The organism is Sphingomonas sp. SORGH_AS_0438 (assembly GCF_031453475.1).
GTDB lineage: Bacteria > Pseudomonadota > Alphaproteobacteria > Sphingomonadales > Sphingomonadaceae > Sphingomonas.
In genome coordinates this window covers 2,299,145-2,321,900 of the sequence record NZ_JAVIZS010000001.1, presented here as the reverse complement: position 1 = coordinate 2,321,900, position 22,756 = coordinate 2,299,145, and the positions used below count along the sequence as shown (strand labels likewise).

The window sequence follows — 22,756 nt, the reverse complement described above, 5'->3', positions numbered from 1 at the left end:
ACGGTTGATCCTCGCAATCGTCTTTCTGCCGCTCCTCGCCGCCGCGATCGCGGGGCTGGGAAACAAGGCTATCGGCGCGACGCCGGCGAAGCTGGTCACGACCGGCGCGCTGTTCGTCTCGTGCCTGCTGTCATGGCCGATCTTCATCGGCTTCCTGGGCGGCAACACGCCCGCCACGGTGACGCCGGTGCTCGACTGGATCCATTCCGGCAGCATGAACGTCGACTGGGCGCTGCGCGTCGACACCATGACCGCGGTCATGCTGGTGGTCATCACCACCGTGTCGGCCTTGGTCCATCTCTATAGCTGGGGCTATATGAGCGAGGACCCGGACCAGCCGCGCTTCTTCGCCTATCTGTGCCTCTTCACCTTCGCCATGCTGATGCTGGTGACGGCGGACAGCCTGATCCAGATGTTCTTCGGCTGGGAAGGGGTGGGTCTCGCCTCCTATCTGCTGATCGGCTTCTGGTTCCGCAAGCCGACCGCCAACGCCGCCGCAATCAAGGCCTTTGTGGTCAACCGCGTCGGCGATCTCGGTTTCATGCTCGGCATCTTCGGGACCTTCCTGGTGTTCAACACCGTGTCGATCCCGGCGATCCTGGCGGCCGCGCCGAGCATGGCGGGTTCCACCATCGGCTTCCTCGGCTTCCGCGCCGACACGATGACGGTGCTCTGCCTGCTGCTGTTCGTCGGCGCGATGGGCAAGTCGGCGCAGCTCGGCCTGCACACCTGGTTGCCGGACGCGATGGAAGGCCCGACCCCGGTGTCGGCGCTGATCCACGCCGCGACCATGGTCACGGCCGGCGTCTTCATGGTCTGCCGCCTGTCGCCGATGTTCGAGGTCGCGCCCGCCGCGCTCGAGGTCGTGCGCTGGGTCGGTGCAGCGACCTGCCTGTTCGCCGCGACCTGCGGCCTGGTTCAGACCGACATCAAGCGCGTCATCGCCTATTCGACCTGTTCGCAGCTCGGCTACATGTTCTTCGCTGCCGGCATCGGCGCCTATGGCGCGGCGATGTTCCACCTGTTCACACACGCCTTCTTCAAGGCGCTGCTGTTCCTGGGGGCCGGCTCGGTGATCCATGCGATGCACCACGAGCAGGACATGCGCTATTATGGCGGCCTGCGGAAAGAGATCCCGCTGACCTTCTGGGGCATGATGATGGGCACGCTCGCCATCACCGGCGTCGGCCTGCCGTTCGTGGACATCGGTTTCGCGGGCTTCTATTCGAAGGACGCGATTATCGAGGCGGCCTGGGCAGCCGGGCAGCCGGGGACCTGGTTCGTCGGCGTGCTCGTCGCGCTGCTGACCAGCTTCTATTCCTGGCGCCTGATGTTCCTGACCTTCTGGGGCAAGCCGCGCTGGGTCAATTCGGAGCATATCCAGCACGCGGTGCATGATGCGCACGGCCATGGTCATGACGATCATGCGCATGGCCATGACGCGCACCATGCCGACGAGGCGCACCACAACCCGGCCCAGGCCGAGGATGCGGGCGACGCCCCGTCGCAGCATGGCCCGCGCCAGCAGGATCTGCAGGTCGGCACGGCGGGCTATCATCCCCATGAAAGTCCGTTCCCGATGCTTGTCCCGTTGATCGTATTGTCGATTGGCGCGATCGCGGCGGGCTTCGTCTTCGCGCCCTTCTTCATCGGTGCGGAAACGGGTGGGGCCTTCTGGCGTGGCGCATTGTTCTTCAACGAGCATCTGATGCACGCCATCCACACCGTGCCGGAGCCGGTGAAGCTGGCCACAGCCATCGCGATGCTGCTCGGGCTGGGCACCGCCTGGTACGCCTATATCGCCAATCCGCGCTTCCCGGCGGCGGTCAGCGACCAGTTCGGCGTACTGTACCGCTTCCTGCTCAACAAATGGTATTTCGACGAGCTGTACCATCTGCTCTTCGTCCGCCCCGCCTTCGCGATCGGCCGCTTCTTGTGGCATCGCGGCGACGAGAAGACGATCGACCGGTTCGGGCCGAACGGCTCGGCCTGGGTCGTGCAGATGGGCAGCCGCGCTGCCGGCAAGCTGCAATCAGGATATGTCTATTCCTATGCATTCGTCATGCTGATCGGGCTCACCGCCGCGGTCACCTGGGTCATTGCGGGTTGATCGGGTGATGGAGGGCTTTCCCATTCTTTCGCTGATGCTCGCGGTGCCGCTGGTAGCCGCCGTCATCTGTCTGTTCCTGTCCGCGGAGGGCGCGCGCCGGCTGGCGCTCGCCGCCACGCTGGTCGATTTCGTGCTGGGCATCCTGCTTTGGCTGAACTTCGACATCGGCGGTGCGCAATGGCAGTTCATCGAGCCGGGGCCGCGCCTCGGCTTCTTCAGCTGGACCCTGGGCATTGATGGCTTCGCGTTGATGCTGATCATGCTCAGCGTGTTCCTGATGCCGATCTGCATCGGTGCGAGCTGGCGCTCGGTCACCAACCGCGTGCCGGAATATATGGCGGCGTTCCTGCTGACCGAGGTGCTGATGATCGGTACCTTCGCCGCGCAGGACCTGTTCCTCTTCTATCTGTTCTTCGAAGCCGGCTTGATCCCGATGTATCTGATCATCGGCATCTGGGGCGGGGCGAACCGCATCTACGCGTCGTATAAGTTCTTCCTGTACACGCTGCTCGGCTCGCTTCTCATGCTGATCGCGATGATCTACATGGCGCAGACCGCCCACAGCTCGTCGATCCCCGATCTGCAGGCCTATGATTTCCCGGCGCATGTCCAGACATGGCTATGGCTGGCCTTCTTCGCCTCCTTCGCGGTGAAGATGCCGATGTGGCCGGTCCATACCTGGCTGCCCGACGCGCACGTGCAGGCGCCGACCGCGGGCTCTGTCATTCTGGCGGGCGTGTTGCTGAAGCTGGGCGGCTACGGCTTCCTGCGCTTCTCGCTGCCGATGTTTCCGGAGGCGTCGGGTCAGCTGACCTGGCTGATCTTCGCCCTGTCGGCGGTGGCGGTCGTCTATACCTCGCTGGTCGCGCTGGTGCAGTCCGACATGAAGAAGCTGATCGCCTATTCGTCGGTCGCGCACATGGCGATCGTGACCATCGGCCTGTTCGCCTTCAACCAGCAGGGCATCGAGGGCGCGATGATCATGATGCTCAGCCACGGGCTGGTGTCGGGCGCGCTGTTCCTGTGCGTCGGCGTCATCTACGACAGGCTGCACACCCGCGAGATCGCGCGCTATGGCGGGCTCAGCATCAACATGCCGAAATATGCGGTGCTGTTCCTGTTCTTCACCATGGCATCGATCGGCCTGCCGGGGACCAGCGGCTTCGTCGCCGAGTTCCTGGCGCTGATGGGCACCTATCAGCGTTCGACCTGGTTCGCGCTGCTGTGCACGACCAGCATCATCCTGGGCGCGGCATACATGCTCTATCTCTACCGCCGGATCGCCTATGGCGAGATCAAGTCGGACGAGGTGCGCGGCATGTCGGACCTGTCGGGTCGCGAGATGTGGCTGATGGCCCCGATCGCCGCCGTGGTGCTGTGGATGGGCGTCTATCCGGAAAGCTTCCTCGCGCCGATGCGGAGCGACGTGGCGATCCTGATGCAGCGTGTCGACCGCGCCGCACCGCCGAGCGACAGCCGTCCCACGCCGGGCAATCCGGCCGCCGTCGCCGCCCTGAAGGCGCACGAAGCGCATGAAGAAGCCGCCCCGGGGGAGGCGCACTAATGGATTATGCCGCCAATCTGATGCTGTCGCTGCCCGAGGTGATCCTCGGGGTCGGCGCGGTCATCCTCATGATGTTCTCCGCCTGGGGCGGTCCGGGTGCGACGCGCGCGGTGTCCTGGGCCTCGGTCGCGATATTGTTCGGCGCGGGCATCGCGCTGACCGGTCCCGCCGGGCATGGCGGCGACGCCTATCTGGGCCTCTATCACGCCGATGCCTTTGCGGCCTTCGCCAAGGTGCTGATCTATATCGCCACGGCGGTCGCGATCATCATGGCGCCGGGCTTCTTCGAGCGGACGGCGGGCGACAATCTGCGGCCGGAATATCCGGTGCTGATGTTGCTCTCGGCAACGGGCATGGGCCTGATGGTGTCGGCGGGCGACCTGCTGACCCTCTATGTCGGCCTCGAGTTGCAGAGCCTCGCGGCCTATGTCCTCGCCAGCTTCATGCGGCGCGACCAGCGGTCCGCCGAAGCCGGCCTGAAATATTTCGTGCTCGGCGCGCTGGCCAGCGGCATCCTGCTCTACGGCGTCAGCCTGGTCTATGGCTTCACCGGCACCACGCTGTTCCGGGGCATCGCCGATGCCTATGCGATCGACGCGGCCAATCCGGTCAAGTCGCTGGGCATGGTGTTCGGCCTAGTCTTCGTCTTCGCCGGCCTGGCCTTCAAGATCTCGGCCGTGCCGTTCCACATGTGGACGCCCGACGTCTATGAGGGCGCACCGACGCCGGTGACCGCCTTCTTCGCCTCCGCCCCCAAGGTCGCGGCGATCGGCCTGGTGGTGCGCGTCGCCATTGAGGCGATGGGTCCGGCGCTCGGCGAATGGCGCCAGATCGTGATCTTCGCCGCGCTCGCCTCGATCATCCTGGGCGCGGTGGCTGCGATCGGCCAGACCAACATCAAGCGCCTGCTCGCCTATTCGTCGATCAACAATGTCGGCTTCGCGCTGGTCGGCCTCGCCGCCGGCACGGCCGAGGGCGTGGCGGGCGTGATGACCTATATGGCCATCTATGTCGCGATGACCTTGGGCTCGTTCCTGGTCGTGCTCCAGATGCGGGGGGCCGATGGTCAGCCGGTCGAGAGCATCGCCAGCCTGTCGGGCATGTCGCGCACGCGGCCGGCGCTGGCGGCGGCGATGGCGATCTTCATGTTCTCGCTCGCCGGTATCCCGCCGCTGTTCGGCTTCTACGCCAAGTTCGCGGTCTTCTCGGCCGCGGTGCAGGCCGGGCTGTTCCCGCTGGCGGCAATCGGTATCGCGGCGTCGACGATCGGTGCCTATTATTACCTTCGCATCGTCAAGACGATGTACTTCGACGATCCGGCCCCGGCCTTCGTCAAGGGTGAGGAAGGCGCGCTGCAAGGCGGGCTGATCGCACTGGCGGCGGTCGTCGTGTCGCCGCTCGGTTATCTGGCGATCCCGGCGCTGGGTGCCTGGTCGATGGCAGCCGCACAGGCGCTGTTCTGATCGGCATCCGCACGGTCGCGGAGACGGGATCGACCAACGCCGATCTGCTCGCCCTGGCGGCGGGCGGATCGGATGCGTCGCCGGTCGAGGGGCTCTGGCTCCGCGCCGAACGCCAGACGGGGGGACGTGGGCGGCAGGGGCGGCCCTGGCAGTCGCCGCCCGGCAATCTCTACGCCAGCACCATCCTCTACCTGCGTCCGGCCGACTCGCCCGCCGCCAGCCTGGCGCTGGTCGCGGCCGTGGCACTGGACGAGGCGGTGCGGGTGTTCGTCGAGGCCGCCGCCACGACCTCGCTGGCCCTCAAATGGCCCAACGACCTGCTGGCGGGGGCCGCGAAGCTCTCCGGCATCCTGCTCGAACGCATTGGCGATGCGGTGGTGATCGGGTTCGGCGTCAATCTGGCGCATCATCCCGACCTGCCGGATCGTCCCACCACCAGCCTGGCGGCGCTCGGCGCGCCGGTTGATCCGGCCACCTTTCTAGAAGTGCTGGGCGAGACGATGGCGCGGTGGCGGGATCGATGGCGGGCGGACGGGATCGAGCCGGTCCGCCGCCGCTGGCTGGAGCGGGCGCACCCGATCGGTACGGCGCTCACCGCGCGGCTCCCCGATGCGACCATGGTCGACGGTCTGTTCGACGGGCTGGACGCGCAGGGCGCGCTCCTGTTGCGCTTGGCGGGCGGCGAGCGCCGTGTCATCCACGCCGCCGATATCTTCCTGATCTGAGGGGCCGTCATGCTGCTCGCCATCGATGCCGGAAACACCAATATCGTCTTCGCGCTGGTCGAGAGCGACGGTCAGGAGCGGCACATCCGGGGCCGCTGGCGGCTCGCCACCGATCCCCGGCGGACGGCGGACGAATATGCCGTGTGGCTCAGCCAGTTGCTGGCGCTGGAGGGTTTTTCGCGGACCGACGTGACCGATGTCATCATCTCGACGGTCGTTCCGCGCGCGCTCCACAATCTCCAGGTGCTGGCCCGCAAATATTTCGGTGGCGAACCGCTGATCGCCGGACAGGCGCCGGTCGACTGGGGCATCGAGATCGATGTCGACGAGCCGCGCTCGCTGGGCGCGGACCGCGCGGTCAACACGATCGCCGCCCATGCGCTCCATCCCGGCGACCTGATCGTCATCGACTTCGGCACCGCCACCACCTTCGACGTCAGCGACTATCGCGGAGCGTATAAGGGCGGGATCATCGCGCCCGGCATCAACCTGTCGCTCGACGCGCTGGTCACCGCCGCCGCCAAATTGCCGCGCATCGCCATCGAGGCGCCGGCCAGCGCCACTGTGATCGGCCGCAACACGGTCGACCAGATGCATATCGGCATCTATTGGGGCTATATCGCGATGATCGAGGGACTGGTCGCCCGGCTGAAGGCCGAGGTCGGCCGCCCGGTCAAGGTGATCGCCACCGGTGGCCTCGCCACGCTGTTCGAGCGCCACACCAATGTCTTCGACGCCATCGAGCCGGACCTGACGATCCAGGGGCTGGCGATGATGTGGGATAAGGCCCATATCCAACGGACCACGCCCGCGCCGGGCGAACTGCCGGCGCATCCTTCCAACTGAAAGTTGTCATTTGACCCCCAAGAACGAACTTCTCTTCTGCGCGCTCGGCGGCTCGGGCGAGATCGGCATGAACGTCAATCTGTACGGCACCCGTGGCAAATGGGTGATGGTGGACTGCGGCATCACCTTCGCCGATCCGGCCTATCCCGGCATCGACGTGATCCTGCCCGACCTCCAGTTCATCGAGGAGCGCCAGGAGGATCTGGTCGGCATCGTGCTGACTCACGGGCATGAGGACCATATCGGTGCCTTGCCCTATCTCGCCGAGGATCTCGGCGTGCCGCTCTACGCCACCGCCTTCACCGCCGGGCTGATCCGCGGGAAGCTGGAGGAAGAGGGCATCGAGAACCGCGTCAAGCTGCGCATCATCGACTATGGCAAGCGCGTCGATGTGGGGCCGTTCGGCTTCACCTTCGTGCCCATGTCGCACTCGATCCCCGAAGCATCGGCGCTGTTGATCGACACGCCGGACGGCCGCGTCTTCCATTCGGGCGACTGGAAGCTGGACGCCGCGCCGATCATCGGCAACCCCGCCACCGCCGAGCAGCTCGCTGCGATCGGCGAGGAGGGCGTCGACGTGCTGGTGTGCGATTCGACCAATGTGTTCAACAAGGACGCGTCGGGTTCGGAATCGACCGTGCGGCGCGGACTGGCGGAGACGATCGCGCGCGCCAAGGGGCGGGTGCTGGTCACCACCTTCGCGTCCAATGCCGCGCGTCTGGTGACGCTGGGCCAGGTGGCGCGCGAGACGGGGCGCAAGCTGTGCGTTACCGGCCGCTCGCTCGACCGGATCCTGAAGGTCGGCCGTGCCTGCGGCTACTTCAAGGATTTCCCGGACACGGTCGATCCCGAGACGGCGATGCGCCTGCCCAAGAACAAGGTGCTGATCGTCGCCACCGGCGGTCAGGGCGAGGCGCGCGCGGCGCTGTCGCGCGTCGCGGAGGGCAGCCACACGATCAAGCTCGACATGGGCGATACGGTGGTCTTCTCGTCCAAGCAGATCCCCGGCAACGAGGTCGCGATCGGCCGTATCCAGAACCTGCTCGCCGCCAAGGGCGTGGAAATGGTGACGGAGCGCCAGGCGCATGTCCATGTCTCCGGCCATCCGGGGCGGCCCGAACTCGCCAAGGTCTATGGCTGGCTGAAGCCCGACCTGCTGGTGCCGGTCCATGGCGAGATGCGCCACCTGATGGAACATGCCCGTTTCGGCCTGTCGGAGGGGGTGCGGAACAGCGTCGTCCAGACCAATGGCGACGTGATGCGGCTGCTGCCCGGCCCGGCGAAGAAGATCGGCACGGCGCCGATCGGCCGACTGGTGCTGGACGGCGACGTGATCCTGCCGTCGGACGGCTCGACGATCAACGAGCGGCGCAAGCTCGCGCTGAACGGCCAGATCTCGGTCGCGGTCGCCGTGGCGCGTGACGGTCGCCTGGTCGGCACGCCGCAGGTGCGCCTGCAGGGCGTGCCGGTCGAGGACGAGCGTACCGCCTTCATCGACGACGCGGTCGATGCCGCCGCGCAGGCGATGAAGGGCGGGCGCCGGGCGAAGGACCGGCTGCGCGAGGATGTGCGGCTGGCGGTGCGCCGGGTGGCGACGCGCTGGACCGGCAAGAAGCCGATCGTCGACGTGCTGATGATCGAGGCCTGATCCCGTGAAATGGACGTCGGCGCTTGCGATCTACGTCCTGTTCTGGGCCTTCAGCGTCTTCCTGGTGCTGCCCTTCGGGGTACGCACCACGGAAGAGGCGGGGGGCGAGCGCGTGCCGGGCCAGGCCGACAGCGCCCCCCATGAATTCCGCGTCGGTCGCATCGCGCTGCGTGTGACGATCGTCGCGACGATCCTGTTCGCGCTGTTCCAGCTCAATTACTATTATGGCTGGATCACGCCGATCAGCGCCGATTATCTCGGGCTGGCCAACATGGCGGTCCGCTGATCCCCGTCACAGCCGGGGCAGGGTGACGCCGCGCTGGCCCATATATTTGCCGGCACGGTCGGCATAGCTGGTCTCGCAGGGCTCGTTCCCCTTCAGGAACAGGAACTGGCACGCGCCCTCATTGGCGTAGATCTTGGCCGGCAGCGGCGTGGTGTTGGAGAATTCCAGCGTCACATGCCCCTCCCATTCCGGCTCCAGCGGCGTGACGTTGACGATGATGCCGCAGCGCGCATAGGTCGACTTGCCCAGGCAGATCACCAGCACGTCGCGCGGCACGCGGAAATATTCGACCGTGCGGGCGAGCGCGAAGCTGTTCGGCGGGATGACGCAGACATCGGTCTTGCGATCGACGAAGCTGTTGGCGGCGAAGTCCTTGGGGTCGACCACCGCACTGTCGACATTGGTGAAGATCTTGAACTCGTCGGCGACGCGCGCGTCATAGCCGTAGGAGGACAGGCCATAGCTGATGCAACCGTCGCGGCGCTGCGCCTCCACGAAGGGTTCGATCATGCGATGGTTGGTCGCGTGCTCGCGAATCCAGCGGTCGGAGAGGATGGACATGGGCCCACCCCTTCGCGGCAAAGCGATGGTCGCGCAAGCGCCGCGGCACCGTCAGCGGCCGCAGCCGCCCCTGGTCTCCAGCGCCTCGTGCGCGATGCCCTGCAACGCGGCGGTCTGTTCGGGGGAGAAGCCGAGCTCCATCGCCGCCGCTTCCTCCCGGCCGAGCGCGCGCGGATCGCGGCCGGTGATCTCGCCGAACAGCACCAGCGCTTCCAGATAATAGCCATAGGCGCTGGCATGATATTGGTCCCACGCCCAGAGCGGCAACTGGCCATAGGCGATGCCGTCATAGGGGTCGGCATCGGCGACGCCGGCGCGGATCGCGCAGGTGAAGGCCTGCCCCACCGGGGCGACGCCGCGCACCGCCGACCCGGCCGAGCGGGCGGCGCGGTCGTATCCGGCGCGGACGCTGTTCGCCATCGCCGCGATGCCCTGGCCCGACCAGGGGCTGCCGGAGCGATAGGTCAGGTCGGGCCGCGACCAGGTGCTGTCGAGCAGCAGGCGGACGCGCGGGTTGCGGGCCGTGAACAGCCGGGCGAGCGTATCGACCGAGGCGATCGTCTCCGCCGGGTCGCCGGGGCGCTGGGGGTTGAGCGTCGAATAATCCTGGAGCACCACCCGGTCCCAGCGCCGGTCGATCTGCGCGCGGCGATTGGCGAGATGCCAGGCAAGACTGCGCCCCCCCTCCGTCTCCAGCGACACGTCATAGTCGAGGCCGGCCTGTTCGGTGAATCGCTTGAACAGCGCGGGCACGCCGCCGACACCGGTGCCGTTCAGGTCGGTGACGCGGTGCGCGCCCATATGATGGACCGGCGAATGCGCGCCGAAGGTGAAGCTGTTGCCGACGAACAGGATGGTTTCCGCCCGGACCGGCGCGGCGGCCAGTCCTACCAGCGCGGCGAGGGCGAGCAGCCGGCGCATCATCGTCCCAGCAGCGCCGCGATGCGGCGTTCCTCCGCCTGCCACTGGACGGCGCGGGCACCCAGCCAGTCGTCGTCATAGCAACTGTCGGCATAACGCTGCCCGCTGTCGCACAGGATGGTGACGACCGCGCCCCGTTCGCCGCGTGCCGCCATCTCCTCGATCAGCATCAGACAGGCATGGATGTTGGTGCCGGTCGACCCGCCAACGGGCCGGCCGAGCCGCTGGCTGATCGCGCGCATCGCGCCGATGCTGGCGGCGTCGGGCACCGCGACCATGCGATCGATCACGCCGAGGATGAACGACGCCTCGACGCGCGGGCGGCCGATCCCCTCGATGCACGAGCAACAGCCCTGGTCGAGCGTCTGGATTGTGCGGTCGGCATAATGGCGGTGGAAGACCGACGCCTCCGGATCGGCGACGCACAGCCGGGTCGGATAGCGGCCATAGCGGATATAGCGGCCGATGGTGGCGGAGGTGCCGCCGGTGCCCGCGCCGCAGACGATCCAGGCCGGCACCGGATGATCCTCGCGCGCCATCTGCGCGAAGATGCTCTCGGCGATGTTGTTGTTGCCGCGCCAGTCGGTCGCGCGCTCGGCATAGGTGAACTGGTCGAGGTAATGGCCGCCGGTTTCCTCGGCGAGCCGCGCCGCCGCACCGTACGCCTCGCGCGGGCCGTCGACCATATGGATCTCGCCGCCATGGAAGCGGATCGCATCGAGCTTGGCCGAGGAGGTGGAGGCCGGCACCACCGCGATGAAGCGCAGGCCGAGCAGATGCGCGAAATAGGCCTCCGACACGGCGGTCGACCCCGACGAGGCCTCGATCAGCACCGTGTCCGGCCCGACCCAGCCGTTGCAGATCGCATAGAGGATCAGCGAGCGTGCCAGGCGATGCTTCAGGCTGCCGGTCGGATGGACCGACTCGTCCTTCAGGTAGAGGGTGATGCCGGGGAAGCGCGGCAGCTCCACCCGGATCAGATGCGTGTCGGCGGAGCGATTGAAGTCCGCCTCGATCCGGCGGACCGCTTCATCGGTCCAACTGGCGGCGAGCGTCGCGGCGGGCAGGGGGCTGGCATCGGTCATCGCGACACCGGTTGCGCCAATCCGCCCGCCTTCGTCAACCGGCCGCCCTCAACCCGCCGCACCCTCGACGCGGCCGGTGCGCTCCAGCTTGCCCCAGCCGATGCCGAAGCCGCCGACCGCCGATCCGATCGCCTTCAGCACCACCCAATACATGAGCTGGCGATAGACGAAGCGCTGCGCGACCAGCAGATGCGCGGGATAGTGTTTCTCGCGCGGCTCCAGCCGATAGGCGATCCAGCCGCAAAGGATGTCGATCGTGGTGAAGGCCAGCCAGTAGACGCCCATCTGCAACACGTCGCTCTGCGTCTGCGCCCAGCCATGCTGCTGCACCCGCACGATCGTCGAGACGACCGAGATCAGCAGCGCGAGATCGATCACCGGCGAGATGGCGGCGAAGACGATCTGGAACAGCCAGGCCTGGGGCAGGCCGATCATGGCGAGGCCGGCGGGCTGGCGCTGCTTCAGGATGGCGGCGTGCTTCCACAGGCATTGCAGCGTGCCGAACGCCCAGCGGAACCGCTGCTTGGCCAGCGCCTTGAAGCTTTCCGGCGCCTCGGTCCAGGCGACCGCATCGACATCATAGGCGATGCGCCAGCCGGCGCGCTGGATGGCGATGGTCAGGTCCTGGTCCTCGGCCAGCGTATCCTCGGGATAGCCGCCGACCTGATCGATCGCCTGCCGCCGCCATGCGCCGACCGCGCCCGGCACCACCGTCATCGCATCGAACTGCGCCAGCGCCCGGCGCTCGACATTCTGCGCGGTGACATATTCCACCGCCTGCCAGCGGGTCGCCAGGTTCACGCGGTTGCCGACCTTGGCATTGCCGGCCACCGCGCCGATCGCGGGATCGGCGAACCAGCGGACCAGGCGCGCGATCGTGTCCGGCTCGAACTGCGTATCCGCGTCGAGGGCGACGATGATCTCGCCCCGCGCCTGGAGCAGCGCGCGGTTGAGCGCCGAGGCCTTGCCGCCATTGGTTAGGGTCAGCAGGCGGACGCGCGGGTCGTTGCCGAACGCCTCGGCGACCAGCGCGCTGGTGCGGTCCTTCGACCCGTCATCGGCGACGATCACCTCGATGGTCGCGCCCTCGCTGGCCAGCACGCGGGTGACGGAGGGGACGATCACCGCCTCCTCGTTCCAGGCGGGGATGATCACCGACACCAGCCGGTCGGGGGTGAAGGGCGGCGGCTCGATCCCGGCGGTCTTGCGGGCATTGTGCACGGCCAGCCCCGCCATCAGCATCGCGCGCGCGATGCCGAGCGAGATGGCGACGAAGAACAGCCATTTGAGCAGCCAGACGACCCCGCCGAGCAGCGCGAAGATGGCGACATCGACGCGCACGGCGGCCAGGTCGCTGCCGCTGACCGGCGGCATCACCTGCGCATGGCTGAGGCCCATCAGCCGCGACACCGGCACGAAGGTGAAGCCGCGCGCGCGCAGCCCGTCGATGATCCGGGGCAGCGCCTCGACCGTCTGCGCGCGGTCGCCGCCGCCGTCATGGAGCAGGATGACATTGGCGGTGCCGCGATCGGCACTGGGGTTCACCGCCTGGTCGATCGCGCGCTGGACGATCGCGTCGACGCCCGGCCGCTTCCAGTCGTCGGGATCGTCGTGCAGGCCGACCACCGTATAGCCGCGCTCCTGCGCGATCAGCGCGGGGTCCAGCTCGTCGGGCGTGGTCGGCTCGGCGTCGCCGAAATAGGGCGCGCGGAACAGGCGGGTGGCATGGCCGGTATAGGCCTCGATCAGCCGCTGCGTCGCGTTCAGCTCCAGCGCGGTGCCGCGCGTGCTGACCTCGGCGAGGTTGGGGTGGGTATAGCTGTGGTTGCCGATCTCATGCCCCTCGGCGACCAGGCGGTTGAGCAGCAGCGGATGTGCCAGCGCATTCTCGCCGATCACGAAGAAGGTACCGGGGGCATGTTCGCGCTTCAGCACGTCCAGGATCTGCGGCGTCCAGGTCGGGTCGGGGCCGTCGTCGAAGGTCAGCGCGACCAGCTTGGGGATCGCGCCGGTGCGGCGGACGACATAGGGGGTGGGCAGGGTCTGATATTGTTCGCCGACGATCAGGCCGTTGGGCTTGAATGCGACCTGGCGGGTGCCGACGGTCGGCGTGTTGGTGATGCGCAGGATCTCGCCATCGCCCTCGACATCGACATTGCCGACCGAGCGGAAGGTCGACAGGTCCGGCCGCATGCCTTTGCGCCAGGTGGCGAAGTCCTTCCACACGCCGGGGTCCTCGCTGCCCAGCCGCCACAGGGCGACCGCGCCGACGCCCGAGGCCTTGGCGGCGAGCAGTTCGTTCCACACGCTGGCGGCGTCGAGCATCCACACATCGTGACGCTGGCCGGCCTCGTCCTGATAGGCGAAGTGGCTGTTGCCGCTGGCGGGGTCGAAGGCGATGGCCGCGCCATTGTCATGCGCCGCCAGCCAGGCCTCTTCCAGGCTGAGCGCATCGGCATGGCCGCCATGCCAGTCATAGGCATAGCTGCCGACCGCCAGCACCAGCTTGTCATGGCCGACCTGGGTCAGCGCGTCGCGCAACTGGCGGAGGAACCAGCCCTGCGCCGCGATCGGGCCGGGCTGGCCGCCCTGCCAATGCTGGTCGTAATCCATCAGGAACAGCCGGTCGGTCGCGCCCGCGAACGCCTTCAGGTTCCAGTCGGGGTCGCCGACCGGCACGGTCGCGGTCACCAGCTTGCCCAGCGGGGTCCAGGCGGTGCGCGCCTCGCGCAACAGGGTGCGATAGTCGTTCAACGACCCGGCCGGCAGGCTCTCGAAGTCGAACACGACGCCCGCCGCCTTGCTCTGCACGATCGACTGGCCGATCGTGTCGATCAGCGTGCGCCGCGCCTTGGGATCGTGGAGCAGCGCCGCCGCGCCCGCGCCGTCCCAATCGCCATCGGCGGTGTTCTGCACCATCGGTAGCACCGCCGGCCGCTTCGGGCTGGCGGCCAGGATGGCGTCGAACCGCGGATCGGGGGTGCGGACGATGGTGTGGTTCGGGCCGGTGACGCTGAACTGCGCCGGCACCACCCAGTCGAGCTGGCCGATATGGCGTTCCAGCGACACGCGGCTGGCATCGGCCCAGGGCACGTAGAACCCGACCGTCAACGGCCGCCCGCCGGTGCCGGCCTTGGCCCGCTTGGGCAGCCAGCCGATCTGGCGCAGCTCGTGGCTGACGCCGTGGCGGAAGGCGGCGATCCGCTGCGCCAGCGGCGCGGCGCGGGGCCGCTCGAACGGCAGGGGCAGCGAGGCGCCCGCCGGCACGTTCAGGATCGTCACCGCAAAGGCCACGCCCGCCAGCAGGATCACCGCCACCAGCAGCAGCACGCCACGCAGGCTCCACGCGCGTCGATTGCCGCTGGGGTCGTAGAAGATCGGTTTGCTCATCGTCGGGGCCCTAGACGCGGATGTCTTCTCATGCCGTGTCCCCTACATGACCGATCCGTCATCCGGCCGGCGAGGAAGCACTCGATCGTTCAGCGTCTCTTCGTGTCGGGAACATAGGCGTCGATCAGCGCGCCGACATAGTCGGGGGCGACGCCGGTCAGCTCGCGCGCCGGGGTGCCGCCATAGATGAAGCCGTTGACGGGATAGGTGCTGCCGCCCAGCCCCTCATTGTCGCGGAACCAGACCTTCACGTCGCTCCAGTCATTGCCCGGGCTGACATCGTAGAGCGTCACGTCCTGCTCGGCATGGCCCCGCTCGCCATTCTGGCGCGACCAGTTGGCGTGGGTCAGCATCACCACGCGCGTCTCGACCACGCGGCTGACCACGGCGACATGGCCGAGCGGCAGGCGGCTGGTGCGCGCGAAGACGATCACCGCGCCGGGGCGGGGCACATGGCCGCGGGCATAGCGCCCCTCGGCCTGGCCCCACCAGGTCCAGGCGTCGCCGAAGATCTGGATGCCCGAGGCGGCCCGCGCGAAGGGCACGCATTGCCCGACATAATCCAGCAGCGACCGGGCATGGACGGGCGCGGCGACCGACAGGGCGGTGACCATCAGCGCAAGAGCGGAGGTGGCGGCGCGAAGCATGCGGCAAATTATGCCGATTCGCGGTTAATGAAAGGTTTGAATCGCATTTTCCCGCGCATTTCATCGCATTGGCGCAGGGTCGGTGCGGTCGCCTTCTTGATATTCGCTTATTGTTCTCCGGCGAAGATCGGGGGCCGGCCCGGTGATGCTGGCGGCAATGCGCAGCGCTCCCTTACCGGAACCTTCCCGTCTGCCCCCAGCCTTCGCCGATGAACAAGACGGGGTTCAACCCGGCTTGCGCCGCGACAGGAAGGCGAGGCGTTCGAACAGCATCACGTCCTGCTCGTTCTTCAACAGCGCGCCGTGCAGCGGCGGGATCGCCTTGGTCGGGTCGCGGTTCTGGAGCACCTCCAGCGGCATGTCCTCGTGCAGCAGCAGCTTCAGCCAGTCGAGCAGCTCGCTGGTCGACGGCTTCTTCTTCAGGCCCGGCACCTCGCGCACCGCGTAGAAGATCTCCATCGCGCGGGCCACCAGCATCCGCTGGATGCCGGGGAAATGCACCTCGACGATCCGCTCCATCGTCTCGCGGTCGGGGAAGGCGATGTAATGGAAGAAGCAGCGCCGCAGAAAGGCGTCGGGCAGCTCCTTCTCGTTGTTGGAGGTGATGACGACGATCGGCCGCTCCACCGCGCGCACCGTCTCCTTCGTCTCGTAGACGTGGAACTCCATGCGATCGAGTTCCTGGAGCAGGTCGTTGGGGAATTCGATATCCGCCTTGTCGATCTCGTCGATCAGCAGCACCGGCGGCGTGGGATGGGTGAAGGCCTCCCACAATTTGCCGCGTCGGATATAGTTGCCGATGTCGTTGACGCGCGGATCGCCGAGCTGGCCGTCGCGCAGCCGCGCCACCGCGTCATATTCGTACAGGCCCTGCTGCGCCTTGGTGGTGGACTTCACCGCCCATTCGATCAGCGGCGCGCCGATCGCCGCCGCGATCTCCTGCGCCAGCACCGTCTTGCCGGTGCCGGGCTCTCCCTTGACCAGCAGCGGCCGGCGCAGGGTGACGGCGGCGTTGACCGCGACCCGGAGGTCGTCGGTCGCTACATAGCGGGCGGTGCCTTCGAAACGATGCATGGCCCGAGACTTGGCGGATCAGTCCTCCACGTGCAAGCGGTCAGCCGCGCGCCGCGCGCCGCGCCTCCAGCAGGTCCCACAGGCCGCGATGCTGGGCGAGCAGCTGGCGCGCGCCGAAGGTCATCGCCCGTTCCACCGAGGGCGAGTCGGCCAGATGCGTCACCGCGCCCTGCGTCTCGATCAGGCTGGGCAGTGTCGTCGGCGGAAGCGCGATGCCGAAGGCGGTGGCGCAGTGGGCGAGCAGATGACGGATTTCCATCCAGTCGGCGACCAGCGCCGCCGCCGCGCCGGTCGCGGTGCCGCCCCGGTCGGACCGGGCGAGCATCTCGATCGCATGACGGACGCCGGCCAGCGCCGCCTCGCTCTCCGCCTGGCCGGGGGTGGAGGGCAGGGGACCGGCCGCGGCGGTCAGCTGCGCGATCAGCCCGCGCTCGTCGGAGAAGCCGGCCGCCGCCGCCGCCAGCCAGTCACAGGCATCGGGCTGGACGCAGCGCTGGTGCGCCTCGTCGATCATGCCCGGATGGCTGCCATGGACGGCGCACAGGGCATGGACCGCGTCGGACAGGTCGCGCGGATGCGCCGCTGCCGTCAGCAGATGCAGGAGAGATGCGGGTGCGGTGCGCTGCCCTCCTCCGATACCAGCCCTCCGATCCGGTCCCAGGCACTGTGATGTGGTGCCAGCTTTACGCTTTCCAATGCTGTTCTTCCCGTCTGCTTGCGGCGGATTTGGCCCGCCGGGTCCGGAGGCTATCGGACAGGAGGCGATACCGAACCGCTCAAATACGTGGTGAAACTGTCATTAACCCCGATCCGGGCGGCGGCGGATGGCGGGATTCCGGCTGGACGTGGGCCTGCGTCCTGTCGATAACGCGCCGGTCGCCCGGGTCGGGCGCGGGTACGGAGATTGGGCGGGATGCGCGCATGGGTGTTGGGTTTGGCGCTGGGTACGGCAGGATGTTCGATCGCGACGGCGGCCATGGCCGCTGACCAGACCGGGGCGACGCCGCCCGCCACGTCGCAGGCGTCCACGGCACCGGCCACCCCGCCAGCTCCCGTCGATCCGGCGGACGGCCGGCTGACGCTGGCGCGCGTGTTCGGCAATCCCGACCTGTCGGGCACCCAGCCGCGCGCGCTCCGCCTGTCGCCGGACGGCACGCTGCTCACCAGCCTGCGCAACCGCCCCGACGAGAAGGAGCGCTTCGACCTGTGGGCGGTCGACACGCGCACCGGCGCAGAGCGGATGCTGGTCGATTCGAAGCGCGTCGGCACCGGCGCGGAGCTGACCGAGGCGGAGAAGATGCAGCGCGAGCGGGCGCGCATCGCCGGCTCCAAGGGGATCGTCGATTATGACTGGTCGCCGGACGGCAAGACGATCCTGGTGCCGCTGGACGGCGACCTCTATCTCGCCACGCTCGACGGGCAGACGCGCAAGCTGACCCAGGGGGCGGGCGGCGCGCTCAACCCCGTGGTGTCGCCGCGCGGGCAGTATGTCACCTATGTCCGCGACCAGAATCTCTGGGCGCAGCCGCTTTCGGGCGGTCCCGCTCAGCCGGTGACCAAGGGCGGCGGCGGCACCGTGCATTTCGGCGAGGCGGAGTTCGTCGCGCAGGAGGAGATGCACCGCGACACCGGCTATTGGTGGAGCCCGGACGAGAGCCGCATCGCGGTCGAGCGGTTCGACGAGGCGCCCGTCCATGTCTTCACCCGCGCGGCGATCGGCGCGACGGGCACCAAGGTCTATGAGCAGCGCTATCCGGCGGCGGGCACGCCCAATGCCGTGGTCGAACTGTTCGTGATGAAGCCCGATGGCAGCGGCCAGGTGAAGGTCGACCTGGGCCCCAACCCGGACATCTATCTGGCCCGGGTCGACTGGCTGCCCGACGGATCGGCGCTGCTGGTCCAGCGGCAGACGCGCGACCAGAAGCGGATGGACGTGCTGCGCGTCGACCCCGCGACCGGCCGCTCGACCATCCTCTTCTCCGAGAAGTCGGGCGAGAAGAGCTGGCTCAACCTGTCCGACGCGTACCGGGTGCTGAAGGACGGCAGCCTGATCTGGCGCTCGGAAAAGACCGGCTATGGCCAGCTCTACCGCTTCGCCGCCGGCAAGTGGACGCCGCTGACCAAGGGCGACTGGGTCGTGACCAGCCTGGTCGGCGTGGACCAGGACAAGGGCCGCGTCTATTTCCTGGGCAACAAGGACGATGTGCTGGAGCAGCAACTCTATGCGGTCGACATCGCCAAGCCCAACCAGATCACCCGCCTGACCGAGCGCGGCTATTGGAACAGCGCGACGATGGACGGCTCGGCCAGCCGCTTCATCGTCTCGCGCTCCAGCCCCAGCCAGCCGACCCAGGTCTATCTGGCCGATGCGACCGGCAAGCGCCTGTCCTGGATCAACGAGAATGCGATCCGGCCGGGCCACCCCTATTATCCCTATCTGGCGCATCACCGCGAGACCAAGTTCGGCACGATCAAGGCGGCGGACGGCACCACGCTCTATTACGAGATGATCACGCCCAAGCTGGAGCCGGGCAAGACCTATCCCGTCTTCTTCCAGCATTATGGCGGCCCCGGCACCGGCCAGCAGGTGACGCGCGGCTGGCAGGGCGCGTTGCCGCAATATCTGGTCGACCAGGGCTGGATCTTCTTCCAGATCGACAATCGCGGCTCGTACAACCGGGGCAAGGCGTTCGAGGACCACATCTACCACGCCATGGGCACGGTGGAGGTCGAGGACCAGTTGGCCGGTGCGAACTATCTGAAGACCTTGCCCTTCGTCGATCCGGCCAAGATCGCCACCTATGGCTGGTCCTATGGCGGCTATATGTCGATCAAGATGCTGGAGAAGACGCCGGGCGTCTATGCGGCGGCGGTGTCGGGCGCGCCGGTCACCGACTGGCAGCTCTACGACACCCATTATACCGAGCGCTATCTGGGCGATCCGGCCAAGGACCCGGCGAGCTATAGCGGCTCGGCGGCGATCGCCGATGCGTCCAAGATCCGCGATCCGCTGCTGCTGATCCACGGCATGGCCGACGACAATGTCTTCCTGGACAATTCGACCGCCTTCGCCGCCGAGATGCAGCGTACCGCGACGCCGTTCGAGATGATGTTCTACCCCGGCTATACCCACCGCGTCGCCGGGCCGGGGATCAGCGAGCATCTGTGGAAGACGATCCTCAACTTCCTCGACCGCGAGGTGAAGAACAAGCCGGCGGCGGTGCCGGCATCGGACGAGGGCGAGACCCCAGCGGCACCGGCACCGGCACCGGCACCGGCACCGGCACCGGCGACGGCGCAGTAACCGTCCGTGGACCGTTGCCCTGCATGGCCCTGGGGTCCTGCCTTGGCAGAAGCATGACGGAGGCTCGACCACCGTCTCGTAAGACACTCGTCGCACGGCTGCGCTAAGAGGCGCGGCGATGCGATTCGTCACCACCTTCCACCTCTGGCCCTTTCTCGACACGCTGGTCAGCTATCTCGCCGCCTTCGTGCTCGGCACGCTGATCGGGGCGGAGCGGCAATATCGCCAGCGCAATGCGGGGCTGCGCACCAACGCGCTGGTCGCGATCGGCGCGGCCGCGTTCGTCGACCTGGGCCAGCGGCTGGGCGGCGATGTCGAGTCGATCCGGATCATCGCCTATGTCGTCTCCGGCATCGGCTTCCTGGGCGCGGGCGTCATCATGAAGGAGGGGCTGAACGTCCGCGGCCTTAACACGGCCGCGACGCTCTGGTGCTCGGCGGCGGTCGGTGCGATCGCCGGCAGCGACATGCTGGCGGAGGCGGTGCTGCTGACCGTCATCGTCCTGCTCGCCAATACCGCGCTCCGCCCGCTGGTCGACGCGATCAACCGCATCCCCGTCGAGGGGCGCAGCGTCGAGGCGACCTATCTGGTGACGCTGACCACCACCGAGCAGCAGGCGCAGGGGCTGGGCGACGAGCTGGTCGCCCGGCTGGAGGCGGCGCAGCTTCCGGTCGGCGAGGTGCGGATCGAACCGCGCGCGGGCGGCGCGGCGGATGTGGTGGCGACGCTGACCAGCACGATCGTCGATGCCGTCGAACTGGATCAGGTCGCCGATGCGATGCAGGCGCTGCCCGGCGTCCGCCACGTCACCTGGCAGGGACGGACGCACGACTGAAGCCACGCTTTATCGCGCAATATCCCGAAACCCGTTGTACGGTGCGGCGCAATACCGTTATGGGCCGCCCCTGCATACGGAGGGTCATATGGGTTATCGGGTCGTGGTCGCGGGGGCGACGGGCAATGTCGGGCGCGAGATGGTCAACATCCTCGCCGAGCGGGAATTTCCGCTCGACGAGATCGCGGTGCTCGCCTCCAGCCGCAGCCAGGGCGACCAGATCGAATATGGCGACACCGGCAAGATGCTCAAGATTCAGAATATCGAGCATTTCGATCCGGAGGGCTGGGACATCGCGCTGTTCGCGATCGGCAGCGAGGCGACCGCCGTCTATGCGCCGAAATTCGCCGCGGCCGGCTGCACCGTGATCGACAATTCGTCGCTCTACCGCATGGACCCGGACGTGCCGCTGATCGTGCCCGAGGTGAATCCGGAGGCGATCGACGGCTATCGCGCCAAGAACATCATCGCCAACCCCAATTGCTCGACCGCGCAGATGGTCGTGGCGCTGAAGCCGCTGCACGACGCCGCGACGATCACGCGCGTCGTCGTCTCGACCTATCAATCGGTGTCGGGCGCGGGCAAGGTCGGCATGGACGAGCTGTTCGAGCAGAGCCGCAACATCTTCGTCGGCGACCCCGCCGAGCCGAAGAAGTTCACCAAGCAGATCGCCTTCAACGTCATCCCGCATATCGACAGCTTCCTGGACGACGGATCGACCAAGGAAGAGTGGAAGATGGTGGTCGAGACCAAGAAGATCCTGGATCCCAAGATCAAGGTGACCGCCACCTGCGTCCGCGTGCCGGTGTTCGTCGGCCATTCCGAGGCGCTGAACATCGAGTTCGAGCGCGAAATCTCGGCGGAGGAGGCGCGCACCATCCTGCGCGAGTCGCCGGGCATCATGCTGATCGATAAGCAGGAAGACGGCGGCTACGTTACGCCGATCGAGGCGGCGGGCGACGACGCCACCTATGTCAGCCGGGTGCGCGAGGACCCGACGATCGAGAACGGCCTGAACCTGTGGTGCGTCAGCGACAATCTCCGCAAGGGGGCCGCGCTCAACGCGGTCCAGATCGCCGAGCTGCTCGGTCGCCGGCATTTGCAGAAGGGGGCGTGACGATGCGCGCGCGGCGCGGAGCTTCCGTCGCCGCGCTCGCCCTGGCGGCGATGGCGCTCGCCGGATGCGAGCCCAATCCCCGGCGCGAGATGCCGGCGGTGGTCGGCGCGGCGCTGACCTATGTCGCGCGGTCCGGCCCTACCTGTATCGAGCGGGTGATCGCGCCCTGGACGCCCAGCCGCTCGCTGCGCCGGCATGAATCGGATGCGCCGCCGGGGTTCGAGCGGCTGTTCCGGCCGGGCGTGTTCCGCGGCGGCGGCGGCATCAAGACCGCGCCCGCCGGTATCCGCATCGCCGCGCGCAGCGAATGCCGGCCGGTGCGCGGACCGTTGATCCTGGGCGACCGGGCGATGCTGCGCGTCAGCCGCGACGGCGGCGACCGCAAGCTGTGGCTCGCCAAGGAAGAGGGGCATTGGCAGGTGGTGGCGGACACCCCCGCCACCTGATCGCTTCCGGGGCGCTCGCCTCGGGTCAGTGGCCGATATAGCGGCCCGGCCGGTGCCAGGCGATCAGCATCAGGCTGATCGCCACCGCGCTCAGCGCCGACCAGGCCAGTTGGGGCGCGCGCACCACGGGAATGGCGGCGGCCAGGATCACCACGTCCAGCGCCATCTGCGTCCGCCCCGCATTCCAGCCCCGGCTGCGTTGCAGCCACAGCGTCACCACGCCGGTGCCGCCGACCCCAGCCTGATGGCGCGCCAGGCAAAGGATGCCCATGCCGATCACCGTGCCGCCGACCAGCGCGGCGAAGGCGGGATGGACATGGCTGATCGTCACCGAACCGCGCGCCAGCATCGTCACCGCGCTGATCCCCAGATTGGCGAGCACCGTCTTGACCGCGAACCGCGTCCCCAACACCCGCTGCGCCAGCGCGAAAAAGGGCAGGTTGACCAAGGTGAACAACAGCCCCGCCGGCAGCGGCAGGACATAGGACAGGAGCAGCGCGACCCCCGCGATGCCGCCGGTCACCAGCCCGGCGCCCTTGAGCAGCACCAGGCCCAGTCCGATCAGGATGCAGCCGATCGCCAGCGCATAGCCGTCCTCCGCGACGCTGTGCGGGCGGCCGAGAGGCAGGTCGGGGGCAGGGGGCAAGGCTGGAACTCCGTCGGGGTACGGACATCCTCTCCTGCGACTGTCTATACCGATCGTCCGGCCGTTTTCACGCGGTAAATCACGCCAA

19 protein-coding genes are annotated in these 22,756 nt (G+C 67.8%); 11 read left to right on the top strand and 8 right to left on the bottom strand.

What is annotated here, in order from left to right; all coding sequences use genetic code 11:
* Positions 1 to 4 precede the first annotated feature (4 nt).
* From nuoL to QE452_RS10780, 7 genes are read left to right on the top strand one after another with little or no spacing between them, the layout of a single operon-like run.
* A complete protein-coding gene (nuoL, locus tag QE452_RS10810) occupies positions 5 to 2,110 on the top strand; it encodes an NADH-quinone oxidoreductase subunit L (RefSeq protein WP_309657829.1) in 2,106 nt (701 codons plus the stop codon).
* A gap of 7 nt (positions 2,111 to 2,117) precedes the next feature.
* Positions 2,118 to 3,674 (top strand): NADH-quinone oxidoreductase subunit M, encoded by a 1,557-nt coding sequence (locus tag QE452_RS10805; protein ID WP_309657830.1) that lies wholly within the window; start codon positions 2,118 to 2,120, stop codon positions 3,672 to 3,674.
* The gene (nuoN, locus tag QE452_RS10800; protein ID WP_309657831.1) at positions 3,674 to 5,137 is read left to right on the top strand and encodes an NADH-quinone oxidoreductase subunit NuoN; all 1,464 of its coding nucleotides are present in this window, start codon (positions 3,674 to 3,676) and stop codon (positions 5,135 to 5,137) included. Before QE452_RS10805 ends, nuoN begins: the two co-directional genes overlap by 1 nt.
* Complete coding sequence (locus QE452_RS10795) at positions 5,137 to 5,862, top strand: biotin--[acetyl-CoA-carboxylase] ligase (RefSeq protein WP_309658128.1); 726 nt, start codon at positions 5,137 to 5,139, stop codon at positions 5,860 to 5,862. Before nuoN ends, QE452_RS10795 begins: the two co-directional genes overlap by 1 nt.
* A 9-nt stretch (positions 5,863 to 5,871) precedes the next feature.
* On the top strand, positions 5,872 to 6,708 hold the full coding sequence (locus QE452_RS10790) for a type III pantothenate kinase (RefSeq protein ID WP_309657832.1): 837 nt from the start codon (positions 5,872 to 5,874) through the stop codon (positions 6,706 to 6,708).
* Positions 6,709 to 6,718: 10 nt separating this feature from the next.
* Entirely contained in the window at positions 6,719 to 8,356 is a 1,638-nt protein-coding gene (locus QE452_RS10785) for a ribonuclease J (RefSeq protein ID WP_309657833.1), read from the top strand.
* Positions 8,357 to 8,360: 4 nt separating this feature from the next.
* Positions 8,361 to 8,642 (top strand): DUF1467 family protein, encoded by a 282-nt coding sequence (locus QE452_RS10780; protein ID WP_309657834.1) that lies wholly within the window; start codon positions 8,361 to 8,363, stop codon positions 8,640 to 8,642.
* A gap of 6 nt (positions 8,643 to 8,648) precedes the next feature.
* Here the strand turns inward: QE452_RS10780 and dcd are convergent, their stop codons facing one another.
* The 7 genes from dcd to QE452_RS10745 form a co-directional block, all read right to left on the bottom strand.
* Positions 8,649 to 9,203: a dCTP deaminase gene (gene dcd, locus QE452_RS10775; protein WP_125995456.1), complete on the bottom strand. Its 555-nt coding sequence runs from the start codon at positions 9,201 to 9,203 to the stop codon at positions 8,649 to 8,651.
* A gap of 51 nt (positions 9,204 to 9,254) precedes the next feature.
* Positions 9,255 to 10,124, bottom strand: coding sequence for a PEP-CTERM sorting domain-containing protein (locus QE452_RS10770; RefSeq protein WP_309657835.1), 870 nt, complete (start codon positions 10,122 to 10,124; stop codon positions 9,255 to 9,257).
* Positions 10,124 to 11,209, bottom strand: coding sequence for a PLP-dependent cysteine synthase family protein (locus QE452_RS10765; RefSeq protein ID WP_309730033.1), 1,086 nt, complete (start codon positions 11,207 to 11,209; stop codon positions 10,124 to 10,126). Before QE452_RS10765 ends, QE452_RS10770 begins: the two co-directional genes overlap by 1 nt.
* 48 nt (positions 11,210 to 11,257) lie before the next feature.
* Positions 11,258 to 14,599 carry a glycosyltransferase gene (locus QE452_RS10760; RefSeq protein WP_309657837.1) on the bottom strand — a complete coding sequence of 1,114 codons (3,342 nt, stop codon included), beginning with the start codon at positions 14,597 to 14,599 and terminating at the stop codon, positions 11,258 to 11,260.
* A gap of 89 nt (positions 14,600 to 14,688) precedes the next feature.
* On the bottom strand, positions 14,689 to 15,246 hold the full coding sequence (locus QE452_RS10755) for a CHAP domain-containing protein (protein WP_309657838.1): 558 nt from the start codon (positions 15,244 to 15,246) through the stop codon (positions 14,689 to 14,691).
* Positions 15,247 to 15,471: 225 nt separating this feature from the next.
* The gene (locus tag QE452_RS10750) at positions 15,472 to 16,320 is read right to left on the bottom strand and encodes a MoxR family ATPase (protein WP_309657839.1); all 849 of its coding nucleotides are present in this window, start codon (positions 16,318 to 16,320) and stop codon (positions 15,472 to 15,474) included.
* A gap of 40 nt (positions 16,321 to 16,360) precedes the next feature.
* The gene (locus QE452_RS10745) at positions 16,361 to 16,864 is read right to left on the bottom strand and encodes a DUF6975 family protein (RefSeq protein ID WP_405052797.1); all 504 of its coding nucleotides are present in this window, start codon (positions 16,862 to 16,864) and stop codon (positions 16,361 to 16,363) included.
* A 369-nt stretch (positions 16,865 to 17,233) separates the two neighbouring features.
* On the opposite strand from QE452_RS10745, the gene QE452_RS10740 reads away from it, so the two are divergent.
* From QE452_RS10740 to QE452_RS10725, 4 genes are all read left to right on the top strand, one after another.
* Positions 17,234 to 19,624, top strand: coding sequence for a S9 family peptidase (locus QE452_RS10740; RefSeq protein WP_309657841.1), 2,391 nt, complete (start codon positions 17,234 to 17,236; stop codon positions 19,622 to 19,624).
* Between the two features lie 118 nt (positions 19,625 to 19,742).
* Complete coding sequence (locus tag QE452_RS10735) at positions 19,743 to 20,459, top strand: MgtC/SapB family protein (protein ID WP_309657842.1); 717 nt, start codon at positions 19,743 to 19,745, stop codon at positions 20,457 to 20,459.
* 88 nt (positions 20,460 to 20,547) lie between these two features.
* Positions 20,548 to 21,576, top strand: coding sequence for an aspartate-semialdehyde dehydrogenase (locus tag QE452_RS10730; protein WP_309657843.1), 1,029 nt, complete (start codon positions 20,548 to 20,550; stop codon positions 21,574 to 21,576).
* Complete coding sequence (locus QE452_RS10725) at positions 21,573 to 22,022, top strand: hypothetical protein (protein WP_309730028.1); 450 nt, start codon at positions 21,573 to 21,575, stop codon at positions 22,020 to 22,022. The genes QE452_RS10730 and QE452_RS10725 overlap by 4 nt, the downstream gene beginning before the upstream one ends.
* Before the next feature lie 25 nt (positions 22,023 to 22,047).
* Here QE452_RS10725 and QE452_RS10720 read toward each other — a convergent pair whose 3' ends face one another.
* On the bottom strand, positions 22,048 to 22,668 hold the full coding sequence (locus QE452_RS10720; protein ID WP_309657845.1) for a YitT family protein: 621 nt from the start codon (positions 22,666 to 22,668) through the stop codon (positions 22,048 to 22,050).
* Positions 22,669 to 22,756: the final 88 nt, after the last annotated feature.

Bases quoted from the DNA above. Each gene is read 5' to 3' on its own strand.
- QE452_RS10805 (WP_309657830.1), top strand. From the start codon at position 2,118: ATGGAGGGCTTTCCCATTCTTTCGCTGATGCTCGCGGTGCCGCTGGTA.
- nuoN (WP_309657831.1), top strand. From the start codon at position 3,674: ATGGATTATGCCGCCAATCTGATGCTGTCGCTGCCCGAGGTGATCCTC.
- QE452_RS10790 (WP_309657832.1), top strand. From the start codon at position 5,872: ATGCTGCTCGCCATCGATGCCGGAAACACCAATATCGTCTTCGCGCTG.
- dcd (WP_125995456.1), bottom strand. From the start codon at position 9,203: ATGTCCATCCTCTCCGACCGCTGGATTCGCGAGCACGCGACCAACCAT.
- QE452_RS10770 (WP_309657835.1), bottom strand. From the start codon at position 10,124: ATGCGCCGGCTGCTCGCCCTCGCCGCGCTGGTAGGACTGGCCGCCGCG.
- QE452_RS10765 (WP_309730033.1), bottom strand. From the start codon at position 11,209: ATGACCGATGCCAGCCCCCTGCCCGCCGCGACGCTCGCCGCCAGTTGG.
- QE452_RS10760 (WP_309657837.1), bottom strand. From the start codon at position 14,599: ATGAGCAAACCGATCTTCTACGACCCCAGCGGCAATCGACGCGCGTGG.
- QE452_RS10755 (WP_309657838.1), bottom strand. From the start codon at position 15,246: ATGCTTCGCGCCGCCACCTCCGCTCTTGCGCTGATGGTCACCGCCCTG.
- QE452_RS10750 (WP_309657839.1), bottom strand. From the start codon at position 16,320: ATGCATCGTTTCGAAGGCACCGCCCGCTATGTAGCGACCGACGACCTC.
- QE452_RS10740 (WP_309657841.1), top strand. From the start codon at position 17,234: ATGCGCGCATGGGTGTTGGGTTTGGCGCTGGGTACGGCAGGATGTTCG.
- QE452_RS10735 (WP_309657842.1), top strand. From the start codon at position 19,743: ATGCGATTCGTCACCACCTTCCACCTCTGGCCCTTTCTCGACACGCTG.
- QE452_RS10730 (WP_309657843.1), top strand. From the start codon at position 20,548: ATGGGTTATCGGGTCGTGGTCGCGGGGGCGACGGGCAATGTCGGGCGC.